Origin of the sequence: Peribacillus butanolivorans, from assembly GCF_001273755.1 — a bacterium.
In the GTDB taxonomy this organism is placed as follows: domain Bacteria; phylum Bacillota; class Bacilli; order Bacillales; family DSM-1321; genus Peribacillus; species Peribacillus butanolivorans.
Genome location: NZ_LGYA01000011.1, coordinates 59,394 through 84,569 on the forward strand (window position 1 = coordinate 59,394; position 25,176 = coordinate 84,569).

General features: G+C 40.0%; 25 protein-coding genes and 2 other annotated features. All 25 genes read right to left on the bottom strand.

Annotation, left to right across the window (positions count from 1 at the left end):
* Positions 1 to 16: 16 nt before the first annotated feature.
* The 25 genes from rpoB to AKG34_RS26265 all read right to left on the bottom strand — a co-directional run bounded on the left by rpoB (position 17) and on the right by AKG34_RS26265 (position 24,820).
* Positions 17 to 3,586, bottom strand: coding sequence for a DNA-directed RNA polymerase subunit beta (rpoB, locus tag AKG34_RS26150; protein WP_053349070.1), 3,570 nt, complete (start codon positions 3,584 to 3,586; stop codon positions 17 to 19).
* A 238-nt stretch (positions 3,587 to 3,824) separates the two neighbouring features.
* Positions 3,825 to 4,430 carry a class I SAM-dependent methyltransferase gene (locus AKG34_RS26155; protein WP_053349098.1) on the bottom strand — a complete coding sequence of 202 codons (606 nt, stop codon included), beginning with the start codon at positions 4,428 to 4,430 and terminating at the stop codon, positions 3,825 to 3,827.
* Between the two features lie 190 nt (positions 4,431 to 4,620).
* Complete coding sequence (rplL, locus tag AKG34_RS26160) at positions 4,621 to 4,980, bottom strand: 50S ribosomal protein L7/L12 (RefSeq protein ID WP_053349071.1); 360 nt, start codon at positions 4,978 to 4,980, stop codon at positions 4,621 to 4,623.
* Between the two features lie 63 nt (positions 4,981 to 5,043).
* Positions 5,044 to 5,544, bottom strand: coding sequence for a 50S ribosomal protein L10 (gene rplJ / locus AKG34_RS26165; RefSeq protein WP_053349072.1), 501 nt, complete (start codon positions 5,542 to 5,544; stop codon positions 5,044 to 5,046).
* 39 nt (positions 5,545 to 5,583) lie between these two features.
* Positions 5,584 to 5,734: a sequence feature (ribosomal protein L10 leader region), on the bottom strand.
* Positions 5,735 to 5,784: 50 nt separating this feature from the next.
* The gene (gene rplA / locus AKG34_RS26170) at positions 5,785 to 6,477 is read right to left on the bottom strand and encodes a 50S ribosomal protein L1 (protein ID WP_053349073.1); all 693 of its coding nucleotides are present in this window, start codon (positions 6,475 to 6,477) and stop codon (positions 5,785 to 5,787) included.
* A gap of 104 nt (positions 6,478 to 6,581) precedes the next feature.
* Positions 6,582 to 7,007 (bottom strand): 50S ribosomal protein L11, encoded by a 426-nt coding sequence (rplK, locus tag AKG34_RS26175; RefSeq protein WP_053349074.1) that lies wholly within the window; start codon positions 7,005 to 7,007, stop codon positions 6,582 to 6,584.
* 174 nt (positions 7,008 to 7,181) lie between these two features.
* Positions 7,182 to 7,715: a transcription termination/antitermination protein NusG gene (gene nusG, locus AKG34_RS26180; protein WP_053349075.1), complete on the bottom strand. Its 534-nt coding sequence runs from the start codon at positions 7,713 to 7,715 to the stop codon at positions 7,182 to 7,184.
* Between the two features lie 257 nt (positions 7,716 to 7,972).
* The gene (gene secE / locus AKG34_RS26185) at positions 7,973 to 8,155 is read right to left on the bottom strand and encodes a preprotein translocase subunit SecE (RefSeq protein WP_053349076.1); all 183 of its coding nucleotides are present in this window, start codon (positions 8,153 to 8,155) and stop codon (positions 7,973 to 7,975) included.
* 54 nt (positions 8,156 to 8,209) lie between these two features.
* Positions 8,210 to 8,359, bottom strand: coding sequence for a 50S ribosomal protein L33 (gene rpmG, locus AKG34_RS27320; protein WP_082527447.1), 150 nt, complete (start codon positions 8,357 to 8,359; stop codon positions 8,210 to 8,212).
* A gap of 200 nt (positions 8,360 to 8,559) precedes the next feature.
* A complete protein-coding gene (sigH, locus tag AKG34_RS26190; RefSeq protein WP_098175004.1) occupies positions 8,560 to 9,192 on the bottom strand; it encodes an RNA polymerase sporulation sigma factor SigH in 633 nt (210 codons plus the stop codon).
* Between the two features lie 85 nt (positions 9,193 to 9,277).
* Positions 9,278 to 9,787 carry an NYN domain-containing protein gene (locus AKG34_RS26195; protein WP_053349078.1) on the bottom strand — a complete coding sequence of 170 codons (510 nt, stop codon included), beginning with the start codon at positions 9,785 to 9,787 and terminating at the stop codon, positions 9,278 to 9,280.
* Positions 9,788 to 9,791: 4 nt separating this feature from the next.
* Positions 9,792 to 10,535: a 23S rRNA (guanosine(2251)-2'-O)-methyltransferase RlmB gene (rlmB, locus tag AKG34_RS26200; protein WP_053349079.1), complete on the bottom strand. Its 744-nt coding sequence runs from the start codon at positions 10,533 to 10,535 to the stop codon at positions 9,792 to 9,794.
* Positions 10,532 to 10,954 carry a Mini-ribonuclease 3 gene (locus tag AKG34_RS26205; protein ID WP_053349080.1) on the bottom strand — a complete coding sequence of 141 codons (423 nt, stop codon included), beginning with the start codon at positions 10,952 to 10,954 and terminating at the stop codon, positions 10,532 to 10,534. The genes rlmB and AKG34_RS26205 overlap by 4 nt, the downstream gene beginning before the upstream one ends.
* A gap of 3 nt (positions 10,955 to 10,957) precedes the next feature.
* Entirely contained in the window at positions 10,958 to 12,355 is a 1,398-nt protein-coding gene (gene cysS, locus AKG34_RS26210) for a cysteine--tRNA ligase (RefSeq protein ID WP_053349081.1), read from the bottom strand.
* A 1-nt stretch (position 12,356) separates the two neighbouring features.
* On the bottom strand, positions 12,357 to 13,007 hold the full coding sequence (gene cysE / locus AKG34_RS26215; protein ID WP_053349082.1) for a serine O-acetyltransferase: 651 nt from the start codon (positions 13,005 to 13,007) through the stop codon (positions 12,357 to 12,359).
* Positions 13,008 to 13,092: 85 nt separating this feature from the next.
* Positions 13,093 to 13,342, bottom strand: a binding site (T-box leader).
* Positions 13,343 to 13,384: 42 nt separating this feature from the next.
* Complete coding sequence (gltX, locus tag AKG34_RS26220) at positions 13,385 to 14,842, bottom strand: glutamate--tRNA ligase (protein WP_053349083.1); 1,458 nt, start codon at positions 14,840 to 14,842, stop codon at positions 13,385 to 13,387.
* A 90-nt stretch (positions 14,843 to 14,932) separates the two neighbouring features.
* Positions 14,933 to 15,412 carry a 2-C-methyl-D-erythritol 2,4-cyclodiphosphate synthase gene (gene ispF / locus AKG34_RS26225; RefSeq protein WP_053349084.1) on the bottom strand — a complete coding sequence of 160 codons (480 nt, stop codon included), beginning with the start codon at positions 15,410 to 15,412 and terminating at the stop codon, positions 14,933 to 14,935.
* Positions 15,413 to 15,429: 17 nt separating this feature from the next.
* Positions 15,430 to 16,110 (bottom strand): 2-C-methyl-D-erythritol 4-phosphate cytidylyltransferase, encoded by a 681-nt coding sequence (gene ispD / locus AKG34_RS26230; RefSeq protein ID WP_053349085.1) that lies wholly within the window; start codon positions 16,108 to 16,110, stop codon positions 15,430 to 15,432.
* A 21-nt stretch (positions 16,111 to 16,131) separates the two neighbouring features.
* A complete protein-coding gene (locus tag AKG34_RS26235) occupies positions 16,132 to 17,229 on the bottom strand; it encodes a PIN/TRAM domain-containing protein (protein WP_053349086.1) in 1,098 nt (365 codons plus the stop codon).
* Positions 17,230 to 17,455: 226 nt separating this feature from the next.
* Entirely contained in the window at positions 17,456 to 18,529 is a 1,074-nt protein-coding gene (gene disA / locus AKG34_RS26240; RefSeq protein WP_053349087.1) for a DNA integrity scanning diadenylate cyclase DisA, read from the bottom strand.
* On the bottom strand, positions 18,526 to 19,920 hold the full coding sequence (gene radA, locus AKG34_RS26245) for a DNA repair protein RadA (RefSeq protein ID WP_053349088.1): 1,395 nt from the start codon (positions 19,918 to 19,920) through the stop codon (positions 18,526 to 18,528). The genes disA and radA overlap by 4 nt, the downstream gene beginning before the upstream one ends.
* A gap of 233 nt (positions 19,921 to 20,153) precedes the next feature.
* Positions 20,154 to 22,595 carry an ATP-dependent protease ATP-binding subunit ClpC gene (gene clpC / locus AKG34_RS26250; RefSeq protein WP_053349089.1) on the bottom strand — a complete coding sequence of 814 codons (2,442 nt, stop codon included), beginning with the start codon at positions 22,593 to 22,595 and terminating at the stop codon, positions 20,154 to 20,156.
* Positions 22,596 to 22,713: 118 nt separating this feature from the next.
* On the bottom strand, positions 22,714 to 23,790 hold the full coding sequence (locus AKG34_RS26255; RefSeq protein ID WP_053349090.1) for a protein-arginine kinase McsB: 1,077 nt from the start codon (positions 23,788 to 23,790) through the stop codon (positions 22,714 to 22,716).
* Complete coding sequence (locus tag AKG34_RS26260; RefSeq protein ID WP_053349091.1) at positions 23,787 to 24,338, bottom strand: protein-arginine kinase activator protein McsA; 552 nt, start codon at positions 24,336 to 24,338, stop codon at positions 23,787 to 23,789. The genes AKG34_RS26255 and AKG34_RS26260 overlap by 4 nt, the downstream gene beginning before the upstream one ends.
* Positions 24,339 to 24,358: 20 nt before the next feature.
* Positions 24,359 to 24,820 carry a CtsR family transcriptional regulator gene (locus AKG34_RS26265; protein ID WP_053349092.1) on the bottom strand — a complete coding sequence of 154 codons (462 nt, stop codon included), beginning with the start codon at positions 24,818 to 24,820 and terminating at the stop codon, positions 24,359 to 24,361.
* Positions 24,821 to 25,176 lie beyond the last annotated feature (356 nt).

Below are 25,176 nucleotides of genomic sequence, written 5' to 3' on the forward strand. Positions count from 1 at the left end.
GATGTGTATATTTAATTTATTCTTTAGCTGGTGCTCCTACCTCTGAAGCAACCATATCTTTTGTTTCTGAATCAAGGCTTAATTTGTCTGCTTGGTTGGCTTCTTCTTCATCTTCCAAGTCACGCATTTCAATTTCACGGTCTTCGGCATTAAGAATTTTAACATCCAATCCTAAGCTTTGAAGTTCCTTAATCAATACTTTGAAGGATTCAGGGACACCAGGCTCAGGGACATTTTCACCCTTGACAATCGCTTCGTAAGTCTTCACACGACCGACGACATCATCTGATTTAACGGTAAGGATTTCTTGTAATGTATAAGCAGCACCATAAGCTTCAAGTGCCCATACCTCCATCTCACCGAAACGCTGTCCACCAAATTGCGCTTTACCACCAAGTGGCTGTTGCGTAACAAGGGAGTAAGGTCCAGTTGAACGAGCATGAAGTTTATCATCAACCATATGTGCAAGTTTAATCATATACATGACACCAACAGACACACGGTTATCGAATGCTTCACCTGAACGCCCGTCATAAAGGACAGTTTTTGCATCACGGGACATCCCAGCTTCTGCAATCGTACCCCAAACATCTTCCTCAGTAGCACCATCGAATACCGGCGATGCTACATGAATGCCAAGCGCGCGTGCTGCCATACCTAAGTGAAGCTCCAGCACCTGCCCGATGTTCATACGTGATGGTACACCCAATGGGTTTAACATGATGTCGACCGGTGTGCCATCTGGTAAGTAAGGCATATCTTCTTCAGGAAGAATCCTAGAGATTACCCCTTTGTTACCATGACGTCCAGCCATTTTATCGCCTTCGTGGATCTTACGTTTTTGAACGATATATACACGCGCAAGTTGGTTTACACCAGGAGGTAGTTCATCGCCATCTTCTCTGTTAAATACTTTAACATCAAGAACGATTCCACCGCCGCCGTGAGGTACACGAAGTGATGTATCCCGTACTTCACGTGCTTTTTCACCGAAAATTGCATGTAATAAACGTTCTTCAGCAGTCAATTCTGTTACACCTTTAGGCGTAACTTTACCAACTAGAAGGTCTCCGTCTTTTACTTCAGCGCCGACACGGATAATTCCGCGCTCATCAAGATTGCGAAGCGCATCTTCCCCAACATTCGGGATATCACGTGTGATCTCTTCCGGTCCTAATTTCGTATCACGGGACTCAGACTCATATTCTTCAATATGAATAGAAGTGTACACATCATCTTTAACTAAACGTTCACTCATGATGATGGCATCTTCATAGTTATATCCATCCCAAGTCATGAAGGCAACTAATACGTTACGTCCAAGCGCTAACTCACCTTTTTCCATTGAAGGACCATCAGCAAGAATCTCACCTTTTACAACGTTGTCACCAACACTTACGATTGGGCGTTGGTTATAGCACGTTCCTTGGTTGGAACGGATGAATTTTAATAAACGATATTTATCAATGTTTCCTTTTACTTGCTGTCCGTCAACCTCACTTACCCTACGTACCCATACTTCACGTGATTCAACGTGTTCTACGATACCAGGATGTTTACAGATGACAGCAGCACCAGAGTCCTTCGCTGAAACATATTCCATACCTGTTCCAACTCGTGGGGCTTCCGGTTGCAGTAAAGGTACTGCTTGACGTTGCATGTTCGCTCCCATAAGGGCACGGTTGGAGTCATCATTTTCCAAGAAAGGAATACATGCTGTCGCGGCAGATACAACCTGTTTAGGAGATACATCCATGTAATCTACGCGGTCACGCGGTACAACGGTATTTTCACCGCGGAAACGAGCAACGACGTCATCATCAAGGAATGATCCGTCATCTGATAGACGAACATTCGCTTGAGCAACTACATAGTTATCTTCTTCATCAGCTGTTAAGTAATCAATTTGGCTAGTAATTTTACCTGTCTCAGGATCAACACGACGATATGGTGTTTCTATGAAACCATACGGGTTTACCTTTGCGAAACTAGATAATGAGTTAATCAAACCAATATTTGGTCCCTCAGGCGTTTCAATCGGACACATACGGCCATAGTGGGAGTAATGAACGTCACGTACTTCAAAGCCCGCACGTTCACGTGTTAAACCACCAGGTCCCAATGCAGATAGACGACGTTTATGCGTCAACTCAGCCAACGGGTTAGTTTGATCCATAAATTGAGAAAGCTGAGAGCTTCCAAAGAATTCTTTAATAGATGCAATAACTGGACGAATGTTAATTAGTTGCTGTGGAGTGATTGTATTCGTATCCTGAATAGACATTCTTTCACGAACGACACGTTCCATACGAGATAAACCAATTCTAAATTGGTTTTGCAGCAATTCACCAACAGAACGCAGACGACGGTTTCCTAAATGGTCAATATCATCTGTGATTCCTACACCATGCAATAAGTTAAAGAAATAGCTAATAGAAGAAATGATATCAGCCGGTGTAATGTTTTTAACCTGGTCGGTCACGTAAGCATTACCGATGATATTAATCACTTTTTCGCCTTCAGCATCGTTTGGTGCAAATACTTTAATAGGTTGAAGAAGAGTTTCTTCTTCTACCACACCACCAGATGGGTGGAATGTTTTAAAACCGATTCCCGCTTCAATATGAGGCAGAATTCTATCAAGAGTACGACGGTCAAGCATTGTACCTTTTTCAACTATAATTTCCCCTGTTTCTGGATCAATCAAAGTCTCCGCAATACGTTGCCCAAACAAACGGTTCTTAATATGCAGTTTTTTGTTTATTTTATAACGACCTACGTTAGCTAAATCATAACGTTTTGGATCAAAAAAGCGGGATACTAAAAGACTTTTCGCGTTATCGACTGTAGGTGGTTCACCCGGGCGTAGACGCTCATAAATTTCTAGTAATGCTTTTTCCACACTCTCAGTGTTGTCCTTTTCAAGAGTGTTACGAAGGTATTCATTGTCACCGATTAAATCAATAATTTCTTGATCGGTTCCGAATCCAAGCGCACGCATCAATACCGTAATAGGCAATTTCCTAGTGCGATCGATTCGAACATACACAACATCCTTGGCATCTGTTTCGTATTCGAGCCATGCGCCACGGTTAGGAATAACGGTCGCAGAGAATCCAAGCTTACCGTTTTTATCCATTTTACCATTGTAGTAAACACTCGGTGAGCGCACTAATTGGGATACAATTACCCGTTCTGCACCATTGATGACAAATGTACCTGTTTCAGTCATCAGAGGGAAGTCGCCCATAAATACATCCTGGTCTTTTACTTCCCCTGTTTCTTTGTTAACAAGGCGCACTTTCACACGAAGTGGAGCAGAGTAAGTAACATCGCGTTCTTTCGTTTCTTCCACAGAGTACTTCGGTTCAGCTAGGCTGTAATCGATGAATTCTAATGATAAATTACCTGTAAAATCCTCAATAGGAGAAATATCCTGGAACATTTCTTTTAAACCTACATCTAGAAACCATTGATAAGAAGCTGTTTGAATTTCAATCAGATTCGGAAGATCCAAAACCTCACTGATTCTTGCATAACTTCTACGTTGGCGGTGTCGTCCATACTGAACAAGTTGACCTGTCAACTGATTCACCCCTTAAATCAAGCGTTATAAGGATCAATTTGCCTCGGAAAAGGAATCATTTCCATAGACAAAAAGAAAATGGTTTTTATTTTAAAAACCACTATTTCTCATAAAACGAACTATTATTTATATATTTTTCCCATATTATCCATTGGTTATACACCAATGGTATAAAAATTGCATAGTTACGGAATTATATATATGCATTTTATAATACTAACATAGCGAAAATTTAGAGTCAAACCTTTTTGGATAATAGTATATAGTAACCCTTTTTCTTAACTGGCACTTCAATATTTCCAAATAATTGCTCCATTTTATCCATGGCGGATGGTGCACCTTGTTTTTTTTGAATGACAACCCATAATTCTCCACCAGCTACCAAACTTTGATAGCTTTCTTCTAAAATTTCGTGGACAACACTTTTACCTGCGCGAATGGGAGGGTTCGTAAGAATTGCAGCGAATTGATTGGAGCCAACTTTGTCAAAACGATCACTTTCGAATATTTTTACATTGGCGATCCCGTTAGAAGCGGCATTCTCTTTTGACAATTCAACTGCCCGGCTATTTATATCAATCATTTCTATCGTTCTATCGGGATAAGCTGCTGCAATTGATATTCCAATTGGTCCATAACCGCAACCTACATCAAGAATATCTCCTTCCACAGCTTCATTAAGGTTAAAGGTTTCAACCAAAAGACGAGAACCAAAATCTACTTCTTTTTTTGAAAAAACGCCATTATCGCTTTTGAAGCGGAAAGTACGTCCCTTTAATGTAAAATCCCAAAATTTCGGATTACTTACGACATCCGGTTTATGTGAGTAGTAATGCTCTGTCAGAGTCATCTCCCCCTATCAGAAAGGAATATTGAAGATTTAATGAGAGAAGAGATTTGAAGAATGGATACTTGCATACCGTTAAGTTTGTAGAATCTCTTAACCAAACTATTAACAACGATTTTCCGTCATTTTCTTTAAAATGAAGAGAAAAAAGCCCGCCAGTGATAGCGAGCTTTTTGTTTATGCAAGATTACTTAACTTCAACGCCAGCTCCAACTTCTTCAAGTTTAGCTTTAACTTCTTCAGCTTCTTCTTTAGAAGCGCCTTCTTTGATTGCTTTTGGAGTGTTGTCAACAAGTTCTTTTGCTTCTTTAAGTCCAAGACCTGTAACTTCACGTACAGCTTTGATAACTTTGATTTTTTGATCTCCAGCAGATGTAAGGATTACATCAAACTCAGTTTGCTCTTCAGCAGCAGCGCCACCAGCAGCAGCTACAGCTACAGGTGCAGCAGCAGTTACGCCAAATTCTTCTTCGATTGCTTTTACAAGGTCGTTTAATTCTAAAACAGTCATGTTTTTAACTGCTTCTAAGATTTGATCTTTAGTCATTGTTATTTCCTCCTCGAAATGGTTGGTTTTTTTTTGAATCAATAGGCTAAATAAGCGGTTAGCTTACGCGCCTTGTTCTTCTTTTTGATCTGCAACTGCTTTTGTAGCAATAGCAAGTCCGCGCATAGGTGCTTGTAGCACGCTGAGTAGCATTGAAAGTAGGCCTTCGCGTGAAGGTAGTTCTGCAAGAGCTTTAATTTCTTCTGCAGTTGCAACATTTCCTTCGATAACTCCAGCTTTGATTTCTAACGCTTCATGTTTTTTCGCAAAATCGTTAAGGATTTTTGCTGGCGCAATAACATCTTCAGTTGAGAATGCAATTGCGTTTGGTCCTGTTAATGATTCGTTCAAAGAGCTAAGTTCAGCACTTTCAGCAGCACGACGAGTTAAAGAGTTTTTGTAAACTTTAAACTCAACGCCAGCATCACGAAGTTGCTTACGAAGTTCTGTTAATTCAGCAACAGTCAATCCACGGTAGTCAACAACTACTGTTGATTGGCTTGCAGTTAATTTTTCAGAAATCTCAGCAACGATTTTTTGCTTTTGTTCAATAATTGCGTTCATCCTTACACCTCCTGTAGATTTGCTTGAAAACATTTATACCGTTTCAAAGAAAAAGCCTTCATCTCTATTGCAGACATGAAGGCAGTAATTTCAAAGGTCATAGTCAACGACTATTATTATCGAATTACCTCGGCAGGGAATTAAGCTCTAGTTGAGCACCTACTGTCTACGGTACAAATGATATTCATTTATTCACAACAAAACATATTATAACAATAATAGTTTTGGAATGTCAATTATTTATTTGAAAGAAGAAGAATCAACTTTCACACCAGGGCCCATTGTAGTTGTTACAGAAATATTTTTCATGTAAGTTCCTTTAGCAGCCGCAGGTTTTACTTTCATTAACGTATCATAGATAGTAGTGAAGTTTTCCACTAGTTTAGCATCTTCGAAAGATACTTTACCGATTGGAGCATGGATGTTACCAGCTTTATCTACGCGGTATTCAACTTTACCAGCTTTGATTTCGTTAACAGCTTTTGTTACATCAAATGTAACTGTGCCTGTTTTAGGGTTAGGCATTAAACCTTTAGGTCCTAATACGCGACCAAGTTTACCAACTTCACCCATCATGTCTGGAGTCGCAACGATTACATCGAATTCGAACCAACCTTGTTGGATTTTGTTGATGTAGTCAGATTCGCCAACGTAGTCAGCACCAGCAGCTTCAGCTTCTTTTGCTTTTTCGCCTTTAGCGAATACTAATACGCGTTGAGTTTTACCAGTACCATTCGGTAGAACAACTGCTCCACGAATTTGTTGGTCTGCTTTCTTAGGGTCTACACCTAAACGGAAAGCCACTTCAACAGTTGCATCGAATTTTGCGAAGTTAGCTTTTTTAGCAACTTCGATTGCTTCAGTTACAGCATAAGCCTTAGAAACTTCTACAAGCTTAGCTGCTTCAAGATACTTTTTACCTTTTTTAGCCATGATATAAATCCTCCTAAATTGTGGTTTTAACGGTATAACCTCCCACGAATAAAGGTTGCGAGTATCAATCGCAACCCCGTAGAAACAAATAGCAATTACATGGATTAGTCTTCGATGACAATACCCATGCTGCGAGCAGTACCTTCAACCATACGCATTGCAGCTTCAACGTTTGCAGCGTTTAGGTCAGGCATTTTAGTTTCAGCAATCTCGCGCACTTGATCACGCTTGACTGTAGCAACTTTTTTACGGTTAGGTTCACCAGAACCAGACTCAATACCTGCTACTTTCTTAAGCAATACAGCAGCGGGCGGAGTTTTTGTAATGAATGTAAATGAACGGTCTTCAAATACCGTGATTTCAACAGGAATAATTAGACCAGCTTGATCTGCTGTACGAGCGTTGAACTCCTTACAGAATCCCATGATGTTTACACCAGCTTGACCTAATGCAGGACCAACTGGGGGAGCCGGATTCGCTTTACCAGCAGGAATTTGCAATTTAACCATTTTAATTACTTTTTTAGCCACGAGACACACCTCCTTATAAGTCCGTGATGTGGTAATAGGGATATACCCTCCCACTCATCTTGAATTCTTTATATATTAATAAAGAATGCTTGTATCGTTGAGGCCTAAAAATTGAAACATACTGACCTTTGAAATTTTACCACTTTCAAATGGCAATTTCAAGTTTTTTTCCGTTTATAATTTTTCCACTTGATTAAAGTCAAGTTCAACTGGCGTATCACGGCCAAACATATTAACTAGAACTCTTACTTTACCCTTATCTTTATCAAGTTCTTCAATAGGACCTGCAAAGGTTGCAAATGGTCCTTCTTTAACCTGAACGGTATCACCGATTTCAAAATCAACTTCGATTTTGCTTTCATCAACGCCCATCCGCTTAAGAACGACTTCAATTTCTTCAGGAAGAAGCGCTGTCGGTTTAGATCCGGCTCCTGACGAACCCACAAAACCTGTTACGCCAGGTGTATTCCGAACTACATACCAGGAATCGTCCGTCATAATGATTTCCACTAGTACATACCCTGGGAATACTTTCTTTTTCGTTACTTTCTTTTTGCCATCTTTAATTTCTGTTTCTTCTTCTTCAGGAACTACAACTCGAAAGATTTTGTCTTCCATCCCCATTGTTTCAACACGTTTTTCCAAGTTAGCCTTAACCTTGTTCTCATAACCTGAATAGGTGTGAACTACATACCAATTCTTTTCCATGTGTTAGGACTTTAACGTCCTTCCCTCCCTGCAACAATCATTTTCTTTATTAAACTTTATCTTTGAACGTTTTAGCCAAAAATCAATCCCCGGCGTTATCCCGACTTAACTAGAATATATTGTGATAATTCATTTTACAGCAGTGCTGAATTTTGAACTTCTTCACTTCTTAAAAAAGACAAATTAAAAAACCCGTTTCCGGGCTTTTCTGCTGACACATATTATTCTATCACTATTATACCTTATTTTCGAATCTCTTATTCAATAACTAAGCGAATTAATTCGGAAATGCCCAAATCTACCACCGTAAAGAATAAAGCCATAAACAATACAGTTGTTACTACCACGATTGTATATTTGGTAAGCTCTTTGCGTTTCGGCCAGCTTACTTTTTGCATTTCGCGAGCCACTCCGCTGAAAAATTCGGTCAAGCGTTTCATGAATGTATCCTCCAAGCATTAGACAGCTTCTTTGTTAATCTATTAATAAAACGGTTATTTCGTTTCTTTATGAATCGCGTGTGAATTGCATGTACTACAAAATTTCTTTATTTCAAGGCGTTCGCTGCTTGTCGATTGATTACTTTCATAACTATAATTTCTTGAACCACATTCAGTACAAGCTAGAACAATTTTTTTTCTCATTTGATACACCTATCCTATCTACTATATCCATAAAACCTTATCACGACTGTCTTTTATTGTCAATAATAAAGCGGGCTGAGCCCATCCAAGATATCGTGTATCGAAAACCTTTGTTTCTTAACATCCAATTTTAAATCTTAGTGAATAAAACTTCCAAGTGGAGATGGGACAGATGAGATTAAGCGGAAAAAGCGGAGGGATTATAAACTGATTTCCCTTACTTCCAAATAGCGCTCGAGCTTTCTTTTCACCCGCTGAAGGGCGTTGTCGATTGACTTCACATGTCGGTTCAACTCTTCCGAAATCTCTTGGTAAGTTTGTCCATCTAGGTAAAGAGCTAACACTTTTCTCTCCAGATCACTCAGAAGCTCGGCCATCTTTAATTCGATATCGTCAAACTCTTCTTGATTGATAATCAGCTCTTCCGGGTCTAAAACTTTTGTACCCGATATTATATCCATAAGAGTTCGATCGGATTCCTCATCATAAATAGGCTTGTCCAGGGAAACATAGGAATTGAGCGGAATATGCTTTTGACGCGTTGCTGTTTTAATAGCTGTAATGATCTGCCTCGTAATACATAGTTCGGCAAACGCTTTAAAGGAGGATAACTTATCACCTTTAAAATCACGGACGGCTTTATATAAACCAATCATACCTTCTTGAACGATGTCTTCCTTATCTGCACCAATTAAGAAATAAGTCCTTGCCTTTGCTCTAACAAAATTACGATACTTTTGGATCAAGTAATCCAGCGCTTCACTGTCTCCAGTGTGTACCAACTCTATCAATTCATCATCATCAAACTGCAGATACTTTTCGTTCAGTTTCATTCCGAATTTGAGACCCACATTATATCCCCCTGACCTGACTCAGATAGAAATATTATACAGCAGGTAAAAATTACCCGTCAATGGTTCAAATCTTCCCTCGACGCCATTTTTCGAAAATTTCTGCAACTTCTTCACTTAAAGGGATTTTAGCAGCGGGTTTTATTATGGTTGTTTTTTTTACATCTTTCTCAATTTCCCCTTGAATTTCTTCCATCTCAATAAGCAGTTCGCGGGCAGATTTCCTTAGAGCCCCTTGGCCAAATATCACCCACTGCTCCGTGAAGTCAGAAGTCGCCACTTGAATCTGCGTTTTGATATTATTCAGTTCAATGGCCATCTTTTCTATTCTCTCATCAGCAGTTTCATTTTCTTTTGTAAAAATTACATCAACCTTATGATTTTTGAATATCCGGGCAATTCCTTGAACATATTGGGCGTCAAATACGACAATTACGCGATACCCGGTAAAGGCTTGATATTCTGCCATCATTTCAATTAACCGGTCCCTTGCAGCAGCAAGATCCCGTTCTTTCAATTCTCTCAGTTCCGGCCAGGCCCCAATAATGTTGTAACCGTCCACTAACAGAATATTCATCCCATTATTGGCCTAAAGGATTTCTTTTTCTATAGACCTCATACATCAATAAACCAGCTGCTACCGATGCATTTAACGACGTTACTTGTCCTACCATAGGGAGACGGATGAGGAAATCGCATTTTTCCTTCATTAAACGGGCCATTCCTTTACCTTCACTACCAATTACAAGTCCAATGGGCATCTTGCCGTCCATGTTACGGTAATCATCGCTACCTTTCGCATCTGTACCGACAATCCAGACACCACGCTCTTTTAACTCTTCAACTGCTCGTGCCAAATTCGTAACACGAGCAACTGGAATATACTCAATTGCACCGGTCGATGCTTTCGCTACTGTTGCCGTTAATCCCACTGCTCTCCGTTTTGGAATAATAATTCCATGGGCTCCGACAGCATCTGCTGTTCTCATAATTGATCCTAAATTATGTGGATCTTCAACTTCATCAAGAATCATGAAAAATGGCGCTTCATCCCGTTCTGCCGCTTTGGCGAATAAGTCATCCAATTCTACATATTCATAAGCCGCCACTTGTGCGACAACACCTTGATGAATACCATCTGCCATTTGATCAATTTTTTTCTTTGGAACAATTTGCACAAATACCTTCTTTTCTTTAGCAAGACCAATTAGTGGTTGCATTGACCCTTTTTGTGAGCCTTCTGCTATCCAAATTTTATTTATATCCCGTTCGGAGCGAAGTGCTTCCAATACGGGGTTTCTTCCAATGATGTATTCTTCACTCATGGGTTACTCCCCTTTTCTTCTTCAATGAATTCAATAGACTTTCTAATAAGCTCTTCCATTCTTTCTATTCGACCTGATAAATACAGAAAGCCCATAAGAGCCTCAAAGGCCGTACTGTAACGATACGTTTGCACATCTGTATTCTTCGGAACCGAACCGGATTTCGCATTACGGCCGCGACGGACGACAGCGGATTCTTCTTCTGATAACCAACCTGACTCCAAGAAAAAATGAATAATCCTATTTTGAGCTTTAGCTGATACAAAAGATGTTGCTTTTTTGTGAAGAAGATTAGGCTTGACCGCTCCTTTTTGAATGAGATGATGCCGGATATACGTTTCATATACGGCATCACCTATATAGGCTAGAGCAAGACTGTTTAACATTTTTTCATCTACTTTATTATCGTAATGAAGCATCAATTACCCTCTTTTCCATCTTGTACCTTGAGGGGTATCCTCTAATATAATATTCATGTTTTTCAAGCGGTCACGAATTTCATCAGATAACCCAAAGTTGCGATCTTTCCGCGCTTGAATTCTCTGCTGAATCAAGCCTTCAATTTCTTCATCCAACAACCCTTCTTCTTCTAGAGACAAACCTAGAACTGAAAACAGTGTTTGGAATTCTTCAAGGAAAGCCTCAATGACTTCCTTGTCGGTATTTTTCTCCATTAAGTAATAGTTTGCTTGCTTGGACAGTTCAAAGAGAATGGATATCGCGTTAGCTGTGTTAAAATCATCGTCCATTTCTTGAATGAACTGTTCATGTAACGCATTTACTTTCTCCAGCCAAACATCATTATTCTCAGTCAACCCATCACTCACTTGGAGACGATGCTTTAAGTTTTGGTATGATGTTCTTAAACGATCAAGTGCCGCTTTTACATTCTCTAGTACTTCTTCGCTGTAATTGATAGGATGGCGGTAATGTACGGATAACATGAAGAAGCGTAACACTTGTGGATCATGCTTCTGAATGATGTCATGCACAAGAACAAAATTGCCTAAGGACTTAGACATTTTTTCATTATCAATATTGATATACCCGTTATGCATCCAATAATTCGCAAAGGTCTTGCCCGTTAATGCCTCAGATTGTGCAATTTCATTTTCATGATGGGGAAAAGCTAGATCTTGGCCGCCTGCGTGTATATCAATTGTATCGCCCAAATACTTTCTGACCATGGCAGAGCATTCGATATGCCAACCGGGACGCCCCTTACCCCATGGACTCTCCCAAGATATTTCACCTTCCTTAGCCGCTTTCCAAAGGGCAAAATCAAGGGCATCTTGTTTTTTCTCACCAATTTCAATGCGTGCCCCAACTCGAAGCTCATCGATGGATTGGTGGGACAACTTTCCATACCCTTCAAATTTACGAGTTCGGTAGTACACATCACCTTCAGATTCATAGGCGAATCCTTTTTCAATCAATGCCGAAATAAATTCAATAATTGTATCCATGTTCTCCATCACGGTCGGATGTGCATCCGCCTTTTTGCAACCAAGCGCAGAAACGTCTTCAAAATACGCCTTAATAAAACGTTCTGAAATGGTCGGGACATCTTCCCCCAATTCTTTTGCTGCGCGAATGAGTTTATCATCAACGTCTGTGAAATTCGAAACAAATTGAACTTCATACCCACGATAATCTAAATATCTTCGAACGGTATCAAATACTATTGCGGGTCTAGCATTTCCAATATGAATGTAATTGTAGACAGTAGGTCCGCACACATACATTTTCACCTTTCCTTCTTCAATCGGAACGAAGGCTTCTTTCTGTCTTGTAACTGTGTTATATATTTTAATTGCCATATTATAAACTCCTTTCTTCCTGCCTCTGCTCAGCCAACTTCGCTTTTAAGGCAAAGATTTCTTTATCCATTTCCTTAAAACGGTCAGCAATCGGATCAGGAAGATCTGAATGATTTAAGTCTTTATTGATTTTGATACCATCACGAATGACTACTTTACCTGGAATGCCTACCACCGTTGAATTAGGAGGTACTTCCTTTAAAACGACAGAACCTGCACCGATTTTTGAGTTTTCACCAACTGTGATGGAACCCAGCACTTTTGCTCCTGTTGCAATCAATACATTATCTTTTATCGTAGGATGGCGTTTTCCCTTTTCCTTACCTGTTCCTCCAAGCGTGACCCCTTGAAAGACAGACACATTGTCGCCAATTTCACATGTTTCACCAATGACGATCCCCATTCCATGATCAATGAAAAATCGACGGCCTATAGTAGCCCCTGGGTGAATTTCAATCCCGGTAAAAAACCGACTGATCTGAGAAATACTTCTCGCTAGGAAAAAAAACTTCTTCTTGAAAAGTGCGTGAGCCATTCTATGACTCCAAATTGCATGTAAACCAGCATACGTTAAAATAACTTCCAAATAACTACGCGCAGCAGGATCTTGATCAAAAACCACTTCGATATCCTCTTTAAACATCTTTAACAAAATGATTCCCCCCTATGTTCCTTCCTTATCCAGCATCCCCTCATAAACCTTTTAAAGCATATAAAAAAGCGTCTCTGTCCTAATAGACAGAGACGCTCTAAGCGCGGTTCCACTCTGTTTGGAATGGTTTCCAGCAGGTAAAAAGCACCCCTGTTTTTCCATTCCCAACTTTTATCCCTATAACGGAGGATATTCCGCCTGTGCCTACTAGAGGTTAGTTCAGCAAAGGACTCAAGGGTGCATTTCAGAAAACGAGAGGCTTGAACCACTTTCAGCAGGTTATGGTTCTCTCTAATAAGCTTCGTTTACTTACTTCTCCCCATCTACGCGTTCTTTTGTAAGATTATTAAATACTATATTACATTTTTGACAAATTGTTAATATAAAATACTTTGAATACGTTGTTTAATTTTTTCTTTGCCAAGTAATGAAATAGCTTTAGGCAAGTCAGGTCCATGTGTTTGACCAGTCACAGCTGCACGAATTGGCATAAATAATTTTTTCCCTTTATGCCCTGTGCTTTTTTGTACAGCTTTAATTGACTTCTTGATTTCGTCGGCCTTAAATTCCTCCAGCCCTTCGATTTCTTGAAGGAAAGCATTCATGACTTCTGGTACTTGTTCTTCTGCTAGGACTTCTTTCGCTTCAGTCTCAAACTCGACCTCATCCTTGAAAAATAGTCCAGACAGCTCAACAATTTCCGCTCCATAGCTCATCTGCTCTTGATAAAGAGAAACAAGCCCGTGTACCCACTCTTCTTCTTCAGCAGTTAGGGACGCAGAAACCTTCCCAGCCTTGATTAAATGTGGCATAGACAATTCCACTGCACGATCCTCATCCAATTGCTTCACATATTGGTTATTCATCCAAGTAAGCTTTTGCTTATCGAAAAGTGCAGGCGATTTAGACAATCGATCAGCATCAAAAAGATTAATAAACTCTTCTTTTGAGAAGATCTCTTCCTCGCCGCCCGGTGACCATCCTAGTAAAGTAATGAAGTTGAATAACGCTTCAGGCAAATAACCCAGCTCTTCATATTGCTCAATGAATTGAATAATCGATTCATCACGTTTACTTAGTTTTTTTCGGCTTTCATTTACAATTAGAGTCATATGACCGAACACAGGCGGTTCCCAACCGAACGCTTCATAAATCATTAATTGCTTTGGAGTATTGGAGATATGATCATCACCGCGAAGAACATGGGAAATCTTCATCAAGTGATCATCCACCGCTACCGCAAAGTTATAAGTTGGAATACCATCTTTTTTAACGATAACAAAGTCTCCAAAACCATCTGTCTCAAACGATACGTCATCCTTAACCATATCTTTGAACGTAAGGACCTTACCCGAAGGAACGGCAAAACGAACGCTAGGCTTTCTGCCTTCTGCCTCTAGTTTCACTTGCTCTTTATCAGTTAAATGCCTGCACTTCCCTGAATACTTTGGTGTTTCATTACGTTCAACCTGTCCTTCCCGCTCTGCTTCAAGTTCCTCTTCCGTACAATAGCATTTATAAGCCAAGCCCTTGTTCAGAAGCTCTTGATACAATCCTTGGTACAGGTCGTTTCTCTCTGATTGACGATACGGGCCATATTCCCCGCCAATATCAACACCTTCGTCCCAGTCCATACCAAGCCATTTTAAATATTTCAGCTGACTTTCTTCGCCGCCTTCAATATTTCTCTTTTTGTCGGTATCTTCAATCCGGATGATGAATTTCCCGCCCTTATTTCGTGCGTATAAATAATTAAATAAAGCCGTCCGTGCATTTCCTATATGTAAATGTCCAGTCGGACTCGGTGCATAGCGAACTCGAATATCGCTGCTCATGATATATCTAGACCTCCCAGTCTTTCTTTTCTATCGTTTATTTTATCATTTAAATTCATTGGGATAAAGGCATCCACTCTAAAAACGAATTTAGTTTGATTTAACCAATAAGACAACAGCCTGTGCCGCAATTCCTTCACTTCTGCCAGTAAATCCAAGCTTCTCGGTTGTGGTTGCTTTTACATTGATTTGATCAACTGAAGCATCTAAAAGTTCTGCAATCCTGACTCGCATTTCTTCAATATATGGAGCCATCTTCGGACTTTGTGCAATGATTGTACAATCAGCATTCCCTAGTACATAGCCTTCTTTTTTTACAATCGCCCAAATATACTGCAGCAGTTTTGCCGAATCAGCGCCTTTAAATTCCGGGTCAGTATCCGGAAAATGCTTACCAATATCTCCTGCACCAATTGCCCCTAAGCAAGCATCGGCAACAGTATGTAGAAGCACATCCGCATCCGAATGGCCAAGTAACCCTTTCTCATAAGGAATTGTAATCCCACCAATAATTAAAGGTCTTCCCTCTACAAGCTGATGAACGTCATATCCTTGTCCAATTCGAAACATCTTATTCTCCCCTATCATCAAAGTTGTTGTTTATGTAAAATCGCTTCTGCAAAATAAAGGTCTTCCTGTGTCGTAATTTTAATATTATCATAATTGCCTTCAATAATAACTACCTGTTCGTTGATCCGTTCTAGCAAACTTGAATCGTCCGTACCTAAAAATGACTCTAACTCCGCCTGTTCATGCGCCCTTTTTAATATAGATACACGAAAAGCTTGTGGAGTTTGTACCGCCCACAAGCTTGATCGTTCCACCGTTTCTAGAACCTTTTTATCGGCGGCTTTTTTTATAGTATCCTTTACTGGAACCGCAATGACCGCCCCTCCATGAAGGGAAGCAGAAGACGTTAATTCACTGATTTGCACCTGGTCGATAAAAGGGCGAGCGCCGTCGTGGACCAGGATAATTTCTTCTCCTGCATGTTTTAGCCCATTATAAACACTCTGTTGACGTTCCTTGCCACCTGTCACGAGTTTCTTGACCTTCTTAAGGTCATAAGTCTCTATCATTTGTATGAAATAATCCTCTTCTGCCGGATTTATCGAAAGGATAATCCCCCGACAGTTAGGATCTTCTTCAAAAACACGAAGTGTATAAACAATAATCGGGGTACCTGATAGTTCAATAAAAAGTTTATTCTTGCCCGCTTTCATTCGTTTTCCTTGTCCAGCTGCAGGTATCACTACTTCATAAAACATAACGGTTTCTCCTACTCTTCTTTATAATGCTTTTTCTAATAGTTTCGGTTTAGCAAAAATCATCCGACCTGCTGAGGTTTGCAGTACACTTGTCACAAGTACATCAATGCGTTTTCCAATATGATCACGGCCACCTTCGACAACAATCATCGTACCGTCATCTAAATAAGCAATGCCTTGATTCTGCTCTTTCCCATCCTTAATGACTTGCACATTCATTTCTTCCCCAGGAAGTACAACAGGTTTAACAGCATTCGCCAGGTCATTAATATTAAGGACTGCTACATTTTGAAACTCGCATACTTTATTTAAATTAAAGTCATTTGTAACAACCATCCCACCTGATATTTTGGCAAGCTTCACTAATTTACTGTCCACTTCTTGGATGTCTTCAAAATCCCCTTCGTACATCTCTACTTTAATCGGTAGTTCTTTTTGAATCCGGTTAAGGATATCCAATCCACGTCTACCGCGGTTCCTTTTCAAAGCATCTGAGGAATCAGCAATGTGCTGAAGCTCGTTTAATACGAATTGTGGTATTACTATGGTCCCCTCTAGGAAGCCTGTCTGACAGATATCTGCAATTCTACCGTCAATAATAACGCTTGTATCGAGGATCTTCAATCGCTTGCTGTAACCTTCTTCGTCCTCTTCATTTTCTTCACCGTCTGAAGTTTTTTTCTTATTATTTTTCGTAAATAAATTCAATAGTTCATCACGTTTTTTAAAGCCAACCTGAAACCCAAGATAACCAAACAAAAGCGTAAGGATGATAGGAACTACTGTATTTAAAATGGGCACCCTAATTGCACTAAAAGCGGATCCAACTAAAAATGCCGCAAGTAGTCCTACTAAAAGACCGACGCTGCCAAAGATTATATCCGTACTTGGTATCTTAACAAGCTGTTCCTCCAGCCACTTCATAAAATAGATCACATGATCTACTGCCCAAAAAGTAATAAGATAAAAGATAATGGCACCCAACAGTACACTTACATAAGGATTGTTTATTAAAGCAATATCATCTGCATGTAAAACAGTTAATAATTCCGGAATAAGTAACATACCAAGTGTCCCACCGACTATTAAGAAGCATGCTTGTATAATGCGTTTTAACATCCCTTTCACCTCCCTCTACTCATTATTGACCAATAAAAAAAAATGAAACCTTCGAAAATTCGTTTTCATTATATACGTGAAATTCACCTAAGGAATTAGTGGATTTACAAATATGATTCCTTCTCTTTTTCGTATTATTAGCCTAGCACCCTAAGTTTTGAGTGTCAAAAATAAACACTAATCAATTTAAAGCTAATATAGGAAAATTCAGATGCAAGTTTGCACCTTACATCCTTCGATTTGTGACAAGCTGATTTTTCAAAATACGAAGTCCTTCTCTAATTTTATTGGCACGGACTTCCCCAATACCTTCTACATCGTCAAGATCTTCAACCGTCGCTTTATTGACCTCCTTAAAGCTTTCGAACTGTTTCACTAAATTTTCAATGATCAAACCCGGCAAGCGTGGGATTTTATGAAGAATCCGGTATCCACGGGCATGTATAGCCTCATCAAGATGAATGTAACCATGATAGCCCAGTACTTTTAAAAGTATGCTTTCGTCCAATTGTTCCTGCATGGCCAACTCTTGAAGCCGGAAGATGATTTCTTCAGGTTTTTCATCATTACTAGAGGTATAATCCTTGATAAGCCATTTTCCTTCCGTTTCAATATCCGCCAGAATTTCGTTCATTTGCAGACGGATCAACCGTCCTTCTGTACCGAGTTCATTTAGGTAGGTAAGTAACTCCGCTTTGATTCGAAGAACCATAACATAACGATGAAATACTTGTAAAAGGTCAGCATAGGTCACAAGTTCTTCAAATTCCAGAGCTCCTAACACCGATATGCTCTGCTGCAGAACCACCTTATATTTTTCCAAGGTTTGAATGGCTAGATTAGCCTTAGCGAGTATGACACCAATATCTTTAAGGGCATATCGAAAATTACCTTGATATAAAGTAATTACATTTCGACGTTGTGAGATTGCAATTACTAAAGACTTGGTCTCTCTAGCTACACGTTCCGCTGTCCGGTGCCGCATACCTGTTTCAGTGGAGGGTGTACTATTATCAGGTACTAATTGAGCATTGGCGAAAATGATAGTATCGGCCTTTTCATTTAAAATGATGGCTCCGTCCATCTTCGCCAGCTCATATAATGTACTTGGGGTACAGTTACAGTTAATTTGGAAGCCACCATCTACAATTGTGCGCACCTTTTCGTTATATCCAACTACAATCAATCCACCCGTATTTGCCCTCAGGACATTTTCAATGCCTTCCCGAAGCGGGGTACCCGGGGCTACAATTTGCAAAATCTCCAATTTTGTTTTCTCATACCCTTTTTTATCTGTCATCTTTCCCCCCCTAACGATTGATGAAGAGCCTCCGAAACCGATGAAACCCCAACGATCTTAATACCCTTTGGAGCTGTCCATCCACCTATATTATTAGCTGGTATAATGACCCGTTCAAACCCCAGTTTTGCTGCTTCCTGTACTCGTTGTTCAATCCGGGACACCCTTCTTACTTCCCCCGTTAACCCAACTTCTCCAATGATGCAATCGGCGGGATTTGTTGGTTTATCACGGAAGCTTGAGGCAATGCTAATTGCCACAGCCAGATCAATTGCCGGTTCATCCAGCTTGACACCTCCAGCAACCTTTAGGTACGCATCTTGGTTTTGTAATAACAAACCCACTCTCTTTTCCAAGACCGCCATTAAAAGCGAGACCCTATTGTGATCAATTCCAGTAGCCATTCGCCTTGGATTTCCAAAACTCGTCGGCGAAATTAATGCCTGAATTTCGACAAGCACCGGTCTTGTTCCTTCCATTGACGCAACAACGGTAGATCCCGAAGCTCCTTGTGACCGTTCCTCAAGGAAAATTTCTGAGGGATTCGCGACTTCTTCTAGACCATGTTCCTTCATTTCAAAAATACCCATCTCATTTGTCGAACCAAAGCGGTTTTTGACCGCGCGTATAATTCGATATGTATGGTGTCTTTCTCCTTCGAAATATAAAACAGTGTCTACCATATGCTCAAGCAACCTTGGCCCTGCAATCGCCCCTTCTTTCGTAACATGCCCGACGATAAAGATCGCAATTCCATTCGTCTTCGCAATACGCATGAGCGATGCCGTACATTCCCTTACTTGTGAAACACTTCCCGGCGCGGAAGTCACTTCAGAATGATACACCGTTTGAATTGAATCAATAATAACTAAATCCGGATTTACCTCTTGAATTGCCTGTTGGATATAATCCATATCAGTTTCTGCATAAACGAATAGATTTTCTGACATAACCCCAAGCCGGTCTGCTCTCAGTTTGGTCTGTTTAACTGATTCTTCACCTGAAATATATAGCACTTTTTTCTGTTTATGCGCCAACTGTGAAGATACTTGCAAAAGTAGGGTAGATTTACCAATACCCGGATCTCCTCCAATTAACACAAGTGACCCCTGCACAATCCCGCCACCAAGCGCACGATTCAATTCCATTAAATCTGTCTTAATCCGAGGTTCCTTGTCTGACTGAATAGTAGTTATAGGTGCCGCCTTCTCACGTTCCCCTGAACCTCTAACCTCTGAATGAGTAAAAGCTCCTTTTCTAGCCGGTTTAACAATTTCGGTTTCCTCGACCATCTTATTCCATTCTCCACAGCCCGGGCATTTTCCCATCCACTTCGCCGATTCATACCCACAAGACTGACACATAAACTTAGTTTTCTTTTTTGCAGCCATAATTACTCCTCTTCCTATTTGAAAAAATACCTATATAAAGGATATTATATCTCGGTTTTATTTAAACCTTCTTAATGATAAGTTTTTTAGAAAATAACTTCTGCACCCATATTTCCTTTTTTTTCGCCAGATATTGATTGCTAAAAATTTTAAATATGAACATTTCTACCTATGAATAAAAAACAGAGGTACACTGCAAAAAATCTGCGTGTACCTCGAAGTTTAGAATCAGATTATTCACTTACGTTAACAGGTTCGCCTTGTCGGATTGCAAACTCATTATTCACAACGTCCATCACGACCGTTTGCCCTTTTTTCACATTACCTTTAAGCAACTCTTCGGACAAATAATCTTCTACATGTTTCTGAAGCGCTCTTCGGATTGGACGTGCTCCGTATTCAGGATCAAAGCCTTCCGTAGCAATTTTTTCTCTAGCCGCATCTGTCAGCTCCAAGTATATTTCCTGTTCTTTCAAACGGGTAGTCAGCTGATTAGACATTAATGTAACAATTTGTTTCAAGTGATCTTTCTCTAACGCGTGGAACACGATGGTTTCATCAATACGATTCAGGAATTCTGGACGGAAGGCACGTTTAAGTTCTTCCATCACTTTCCCTTTCATATTTTTGTAGTCCTGGCCAGTGTCCTGGATGTTAAAGCCGACATACTTATCAATTTTTAATGCAGAAGCCCCAACATTTGAAGTCATAATCAGAATCGTATTCCTAAAATCAACAGTACGGCCTTTAGAGTCTGTCAGCCTTCCGTCTTCTAGTACTTGAAGAAGAATATTAAAAACATCTGGATGTGCCTTTTCAATTTCATCAAGCAGAACGACGGAATATGGTTTTCTCCGCACTTTTTCTGTTAACTGTCCGCCTTCTTCGTATCCTACATATCCTGGAGGGGATCCAACAAGACGTGAAGTTGAATGTTTCTCCATATATTCAGACATGTCGATCCTTATCATGGCATCTTCATCACCAAAGATGGATTCAGCTAGAGCACGGGCAAGCTCGGTTTTACCAACTCCTGTAGGCCCCAAGAAGATGAATGAACCGATTGGACGCTTAGGATCTTTCAATCCTGCTCTTGCACGCCGTACCGCTTTAGAGACTGCTATGACGGCTTCTTCCTGCCCAATTACACGATCATGGAGGATTGATTCCATATTAAGCAGTTTATCAGACTCAGTTTGCGCCAGTTTAGTGACCGGGACTCCAGTCCAGCTGGAAACGACATGGGCAATATCGTCCACTGTCACTTCACTATTCTCTTGCCCTTGTTTTTCTTTCCATGTTTTCTTCGTTTCTTCCAATTGTTCTCTTAAACGTTGTTCTGTATCGCGAAGTGAAGCAGCTTTTTCAAACTCTTGACTTTGAACGGAAGCGTCCTTTTCCTTACGAACATCATCTAGTTTCACTTCAAGTTCTTTTAAGTTTGGTGGTGTTGTATATGAGCGTAACCGTACTTTTGAACCTGCTTCATCAATCAAGTCAATCGCTTTATCCGGTAAGAAGCGATCGGAAATATAACGATCAGATAATTTAACTGCAGCGTCAATCGCTTCATCCGTAATTGAAACGCGGTGATGGGCTTCATACCGGTCACGTAAACCCTTCAATATTTGAATGGACTCTTCCATCGTTGGCTCGTCGACTTGAATTGGTTGAAAGCGTCGTTCGAGCGCAGCGTCTTTTTCGATATATTTACGGTACTCATCCAAAGTCGTTGCACCGATACATTGTAATTCACCACGGGCCAATGAAGGTTTAAGGATATTAGAAGCATCAATGGCACCTTCAGCCCCGCCAGCACCAATCAATGTGTGCAACTCATCGATGAATAAGATGATATTGCCTGCCTGACGAATTTCGTCCATTACTTTCTTTAAACGGTCCTCAAACTCACCACGATATTTCGTACCAGCTACAACAGTACCCATATCAAGTGTCATAACGCGTTTATCGCGCAGGATTTCAGGTACCTCATTATTAATGATCTGTTGAGCAAGACCTTCAGCGATGGCTGTTTTACCAACCCCAGGTTCACCGATTAATACTGGGTTATTTTTTGTACGACGACTTAATACCTCAATGACTCTCTGTATTTCCTTGCTTCTTCCGATAACAGGATCCAGGCTGCCTTCACGAGCAATCGCCGTTAAATCTCGGGCAAGACTATCCAGGGTTGGTGTGCTTGCATTTGAGGCTGCTGACCCCTGATGTCCACCTGATTCATTACTGCCTAACAGTTGTAATACCTGCTGGCGTGCTTTATTTAAGCTTACTCCAAGGTTGTTCAGTACTCGGGCTGCAACACCTTCGCCTTCTCGTATTAGACCAAGAAGTACATGCTCTGTCCCAACATATGAATGGCCTAATTTTCTTGCTTCATCCATAGAAAGCTCAATGACTTTTTTAGCTCTTGGGGTATAGTGTATTGTTTGGGCAGTATCCTGTCCACGGCCAATCAGATTTTCTACTTCTTTCTGGATTTTTTCCGCTCCTAAACCAAGAGCATATAACGCTTTAGCTGCAATACCATCGCCTTCTCGAACCAGGCCTAACAAAATATGTTCTGTACCAATATTATTATGTCCTAAGCGGATTGCTTCTTCTTGGGCTAATGCTAATACTTTCTGGGCTCTTTCAGTAAAACGACCAAACATCATAGGGAATTCCTCCTTAATAATTTTCGTTTTGAGTAAAGCTACTCTAAGTAACGGCAGAAGCTTCATTGCACTACATTTATTACATGAATATAGGTACTCACTCAGAGGTAATTACCCTCTATGAGGAGGAAGTTTCCGTGAAGTTTAAGCGTTCTCGAATGAGTGCTGCTCTACGGATATCCCTTTCATGGGATCTTAATGGGCCACCTGCGTATTTTTGTAAAAATCCTGACTGAGTTAATATCATCAACTCATTTAAGATGCTTTTAGAAATATTTTTTATATACCCAAGATCTATACCTAACCTAACATCGGAGATACAGGTAGTTGCTTCCTTAGTCTCAATGACTCGAGCATTAGACAAAATCCCATAAGAACGGTAAACTCTATCTTCTAATTGTATGTGAGAGGTCTTCACTAATGCATCCCTTGCTGACCTTTCCTGGGCAATGATTTGTTGAACTACACTCGTTAGATCTTCAACAATGTCTCTTTCAGACTTTCCGAGAGTAATTTGATTAGAGATTTGAAAGATATTCCCTAACGCTTGACTGCCCTCTCCATAAATCCCTCGAACTACCAACCCTAATTGATTGATAGCCGGTATAATTTGATTCATCTGCTGTGTAAGGACTAGGCCCGGCAGATGCATCATGACCGAAGCCCTTAATCCTGTTCCCACATTAGTTGGACAACTAGTTAAGTATCCTCTTTCTTCATCATATGCATAGTCTATGGATTCTTCAATCCAATCGTCAAGAACATTTGCGAGCTTTAACGTTTCTTTTAGCTGCAACCCAGACATTAAACACTGAATACGGAGATGATCCTCTTCATTGATCATGATACTTATTTCTTCATTTTCCGAGAGAAGACAAGCACCTTTTGCTGATTCATCAACTAAATGAGGACTGATTAAATGCTTTTCAACGAGAACACGCTTTTCTAGTGGTTGGATTTGGTCAATCTCTAGAAGTTCAAGTTTGCCAATCTCCGGGGTAACTTCCTCTTCAATTCTTTTTTTTACTAATTCAATGATTTCTTTAGCTTCTTCGTTAGAAAAGGAGGTAGGAAAGGTGAAATCTTTGAAGTTCCTGGCCAACCGAATTCTAGAACTTAATACAATATCAATTTCAGGCCCTTCGGCACTCATCCAGGAACTCAAGGCGTTTTCTACAAACTTTTCTAAACTCATAATTCGTCGCCTCCCTCTTGTGCTTCATACCTTTTTTCAAGGGAGCGAACCTTATCTCTTACTTCTGCTGCTTTCTCAAATTCCTCTTGATTGATGTGAATCTTTAAAACCTCTTTCAAATCTGAAATTTGTTTTCGAAGATAAATGGTGCCACCAATCCTTTTTGGAATTTTACCTATATGTGCAATGTTGCCGCTATGAACCCTCTTTAAAATCGGATTTAATTGATCATTGAAAGTTTTATAACATTCAGCACATCCAAATTTACCAAGGTGGACAAACTCTTTATAGGATCGGTGACAATGAGGGCAGCGCTTCTCTTCTGTCTTAGGAAATGCATTTGCCTTCGTCTGTTGAATATTCGACTCTATATTCAACAATCCTGCTAACAAATTATTTATTGAAAAACCATGTCCTCCTGCAACCATAGCCATTTCACCTTTTTCCTGAGCACATTTCTCACAAATCATAACCTCGGTTTTTTTTCCATTAATGATCTTGGTGAAGTGCAGGGTAGCAGGCCTTTGATGACATTCTTGGCAAATCATGTTCATCACCTCTGCCAGTCTTATTTATATTTTAAAGTTGTAAGCATCGCAGTTAAAATCCTTGCCCTAAGCTCATCTCGATCGGGTAAATCTATATAAATCACCGATCTATCAATGACGCTCATCATGATCTTGGCTTCTCTCTCATTTATAACTTCTTCACTCATAAGCCGAGAAATAACTCCTTCAGCCATCGATTGGGTTACCCTAGAACCAATAAGGGATAATAATTGGTTAATAAGATGCACGTAATCCTGCGATTTCACTTTCATGATCCGTATATAACCGCCGCCTCCACGCTTACTCTCTACAACATAACCTCTTTCGATTGTAAACCTGGTATTAATTACGTAATTGATTTGAGAAGGAACACACTGAAATTTATCTGCTATTTCACTTCTTTTAATTTCTAAGATATCTTTCTGACTTATTTCTAGTACTTGTTTCAAATAAGTTTCGATAATATCAGATATGTTTCTCACTCAGCCTCCTCCAATCTGACTTTGACTATATTTGACTATTATTATACAAGGAAAAATGCATTTTGCAACTTAAATGCACTCATTTAAATGTATTATCCATTTTCTCCAAATTATATGTACTTACATACCCTAATGCACACTAAAATTTAAATATCTTACATAAATACCCTAAACAGTTAAACATAAAACCTATTTTATAATAGAATATTCTATTACGTGTATTAATTCTCCTGCCGAATCCAAACACCTGGTCAAATACAAAGAAGACCAACATCTTTGCTGATCTTTAAATCGCTATCTATTTGTAAAAGAAAAAAGACCAGCCAAGGATGGCTGATCTTTTTGAATGGCTTGGC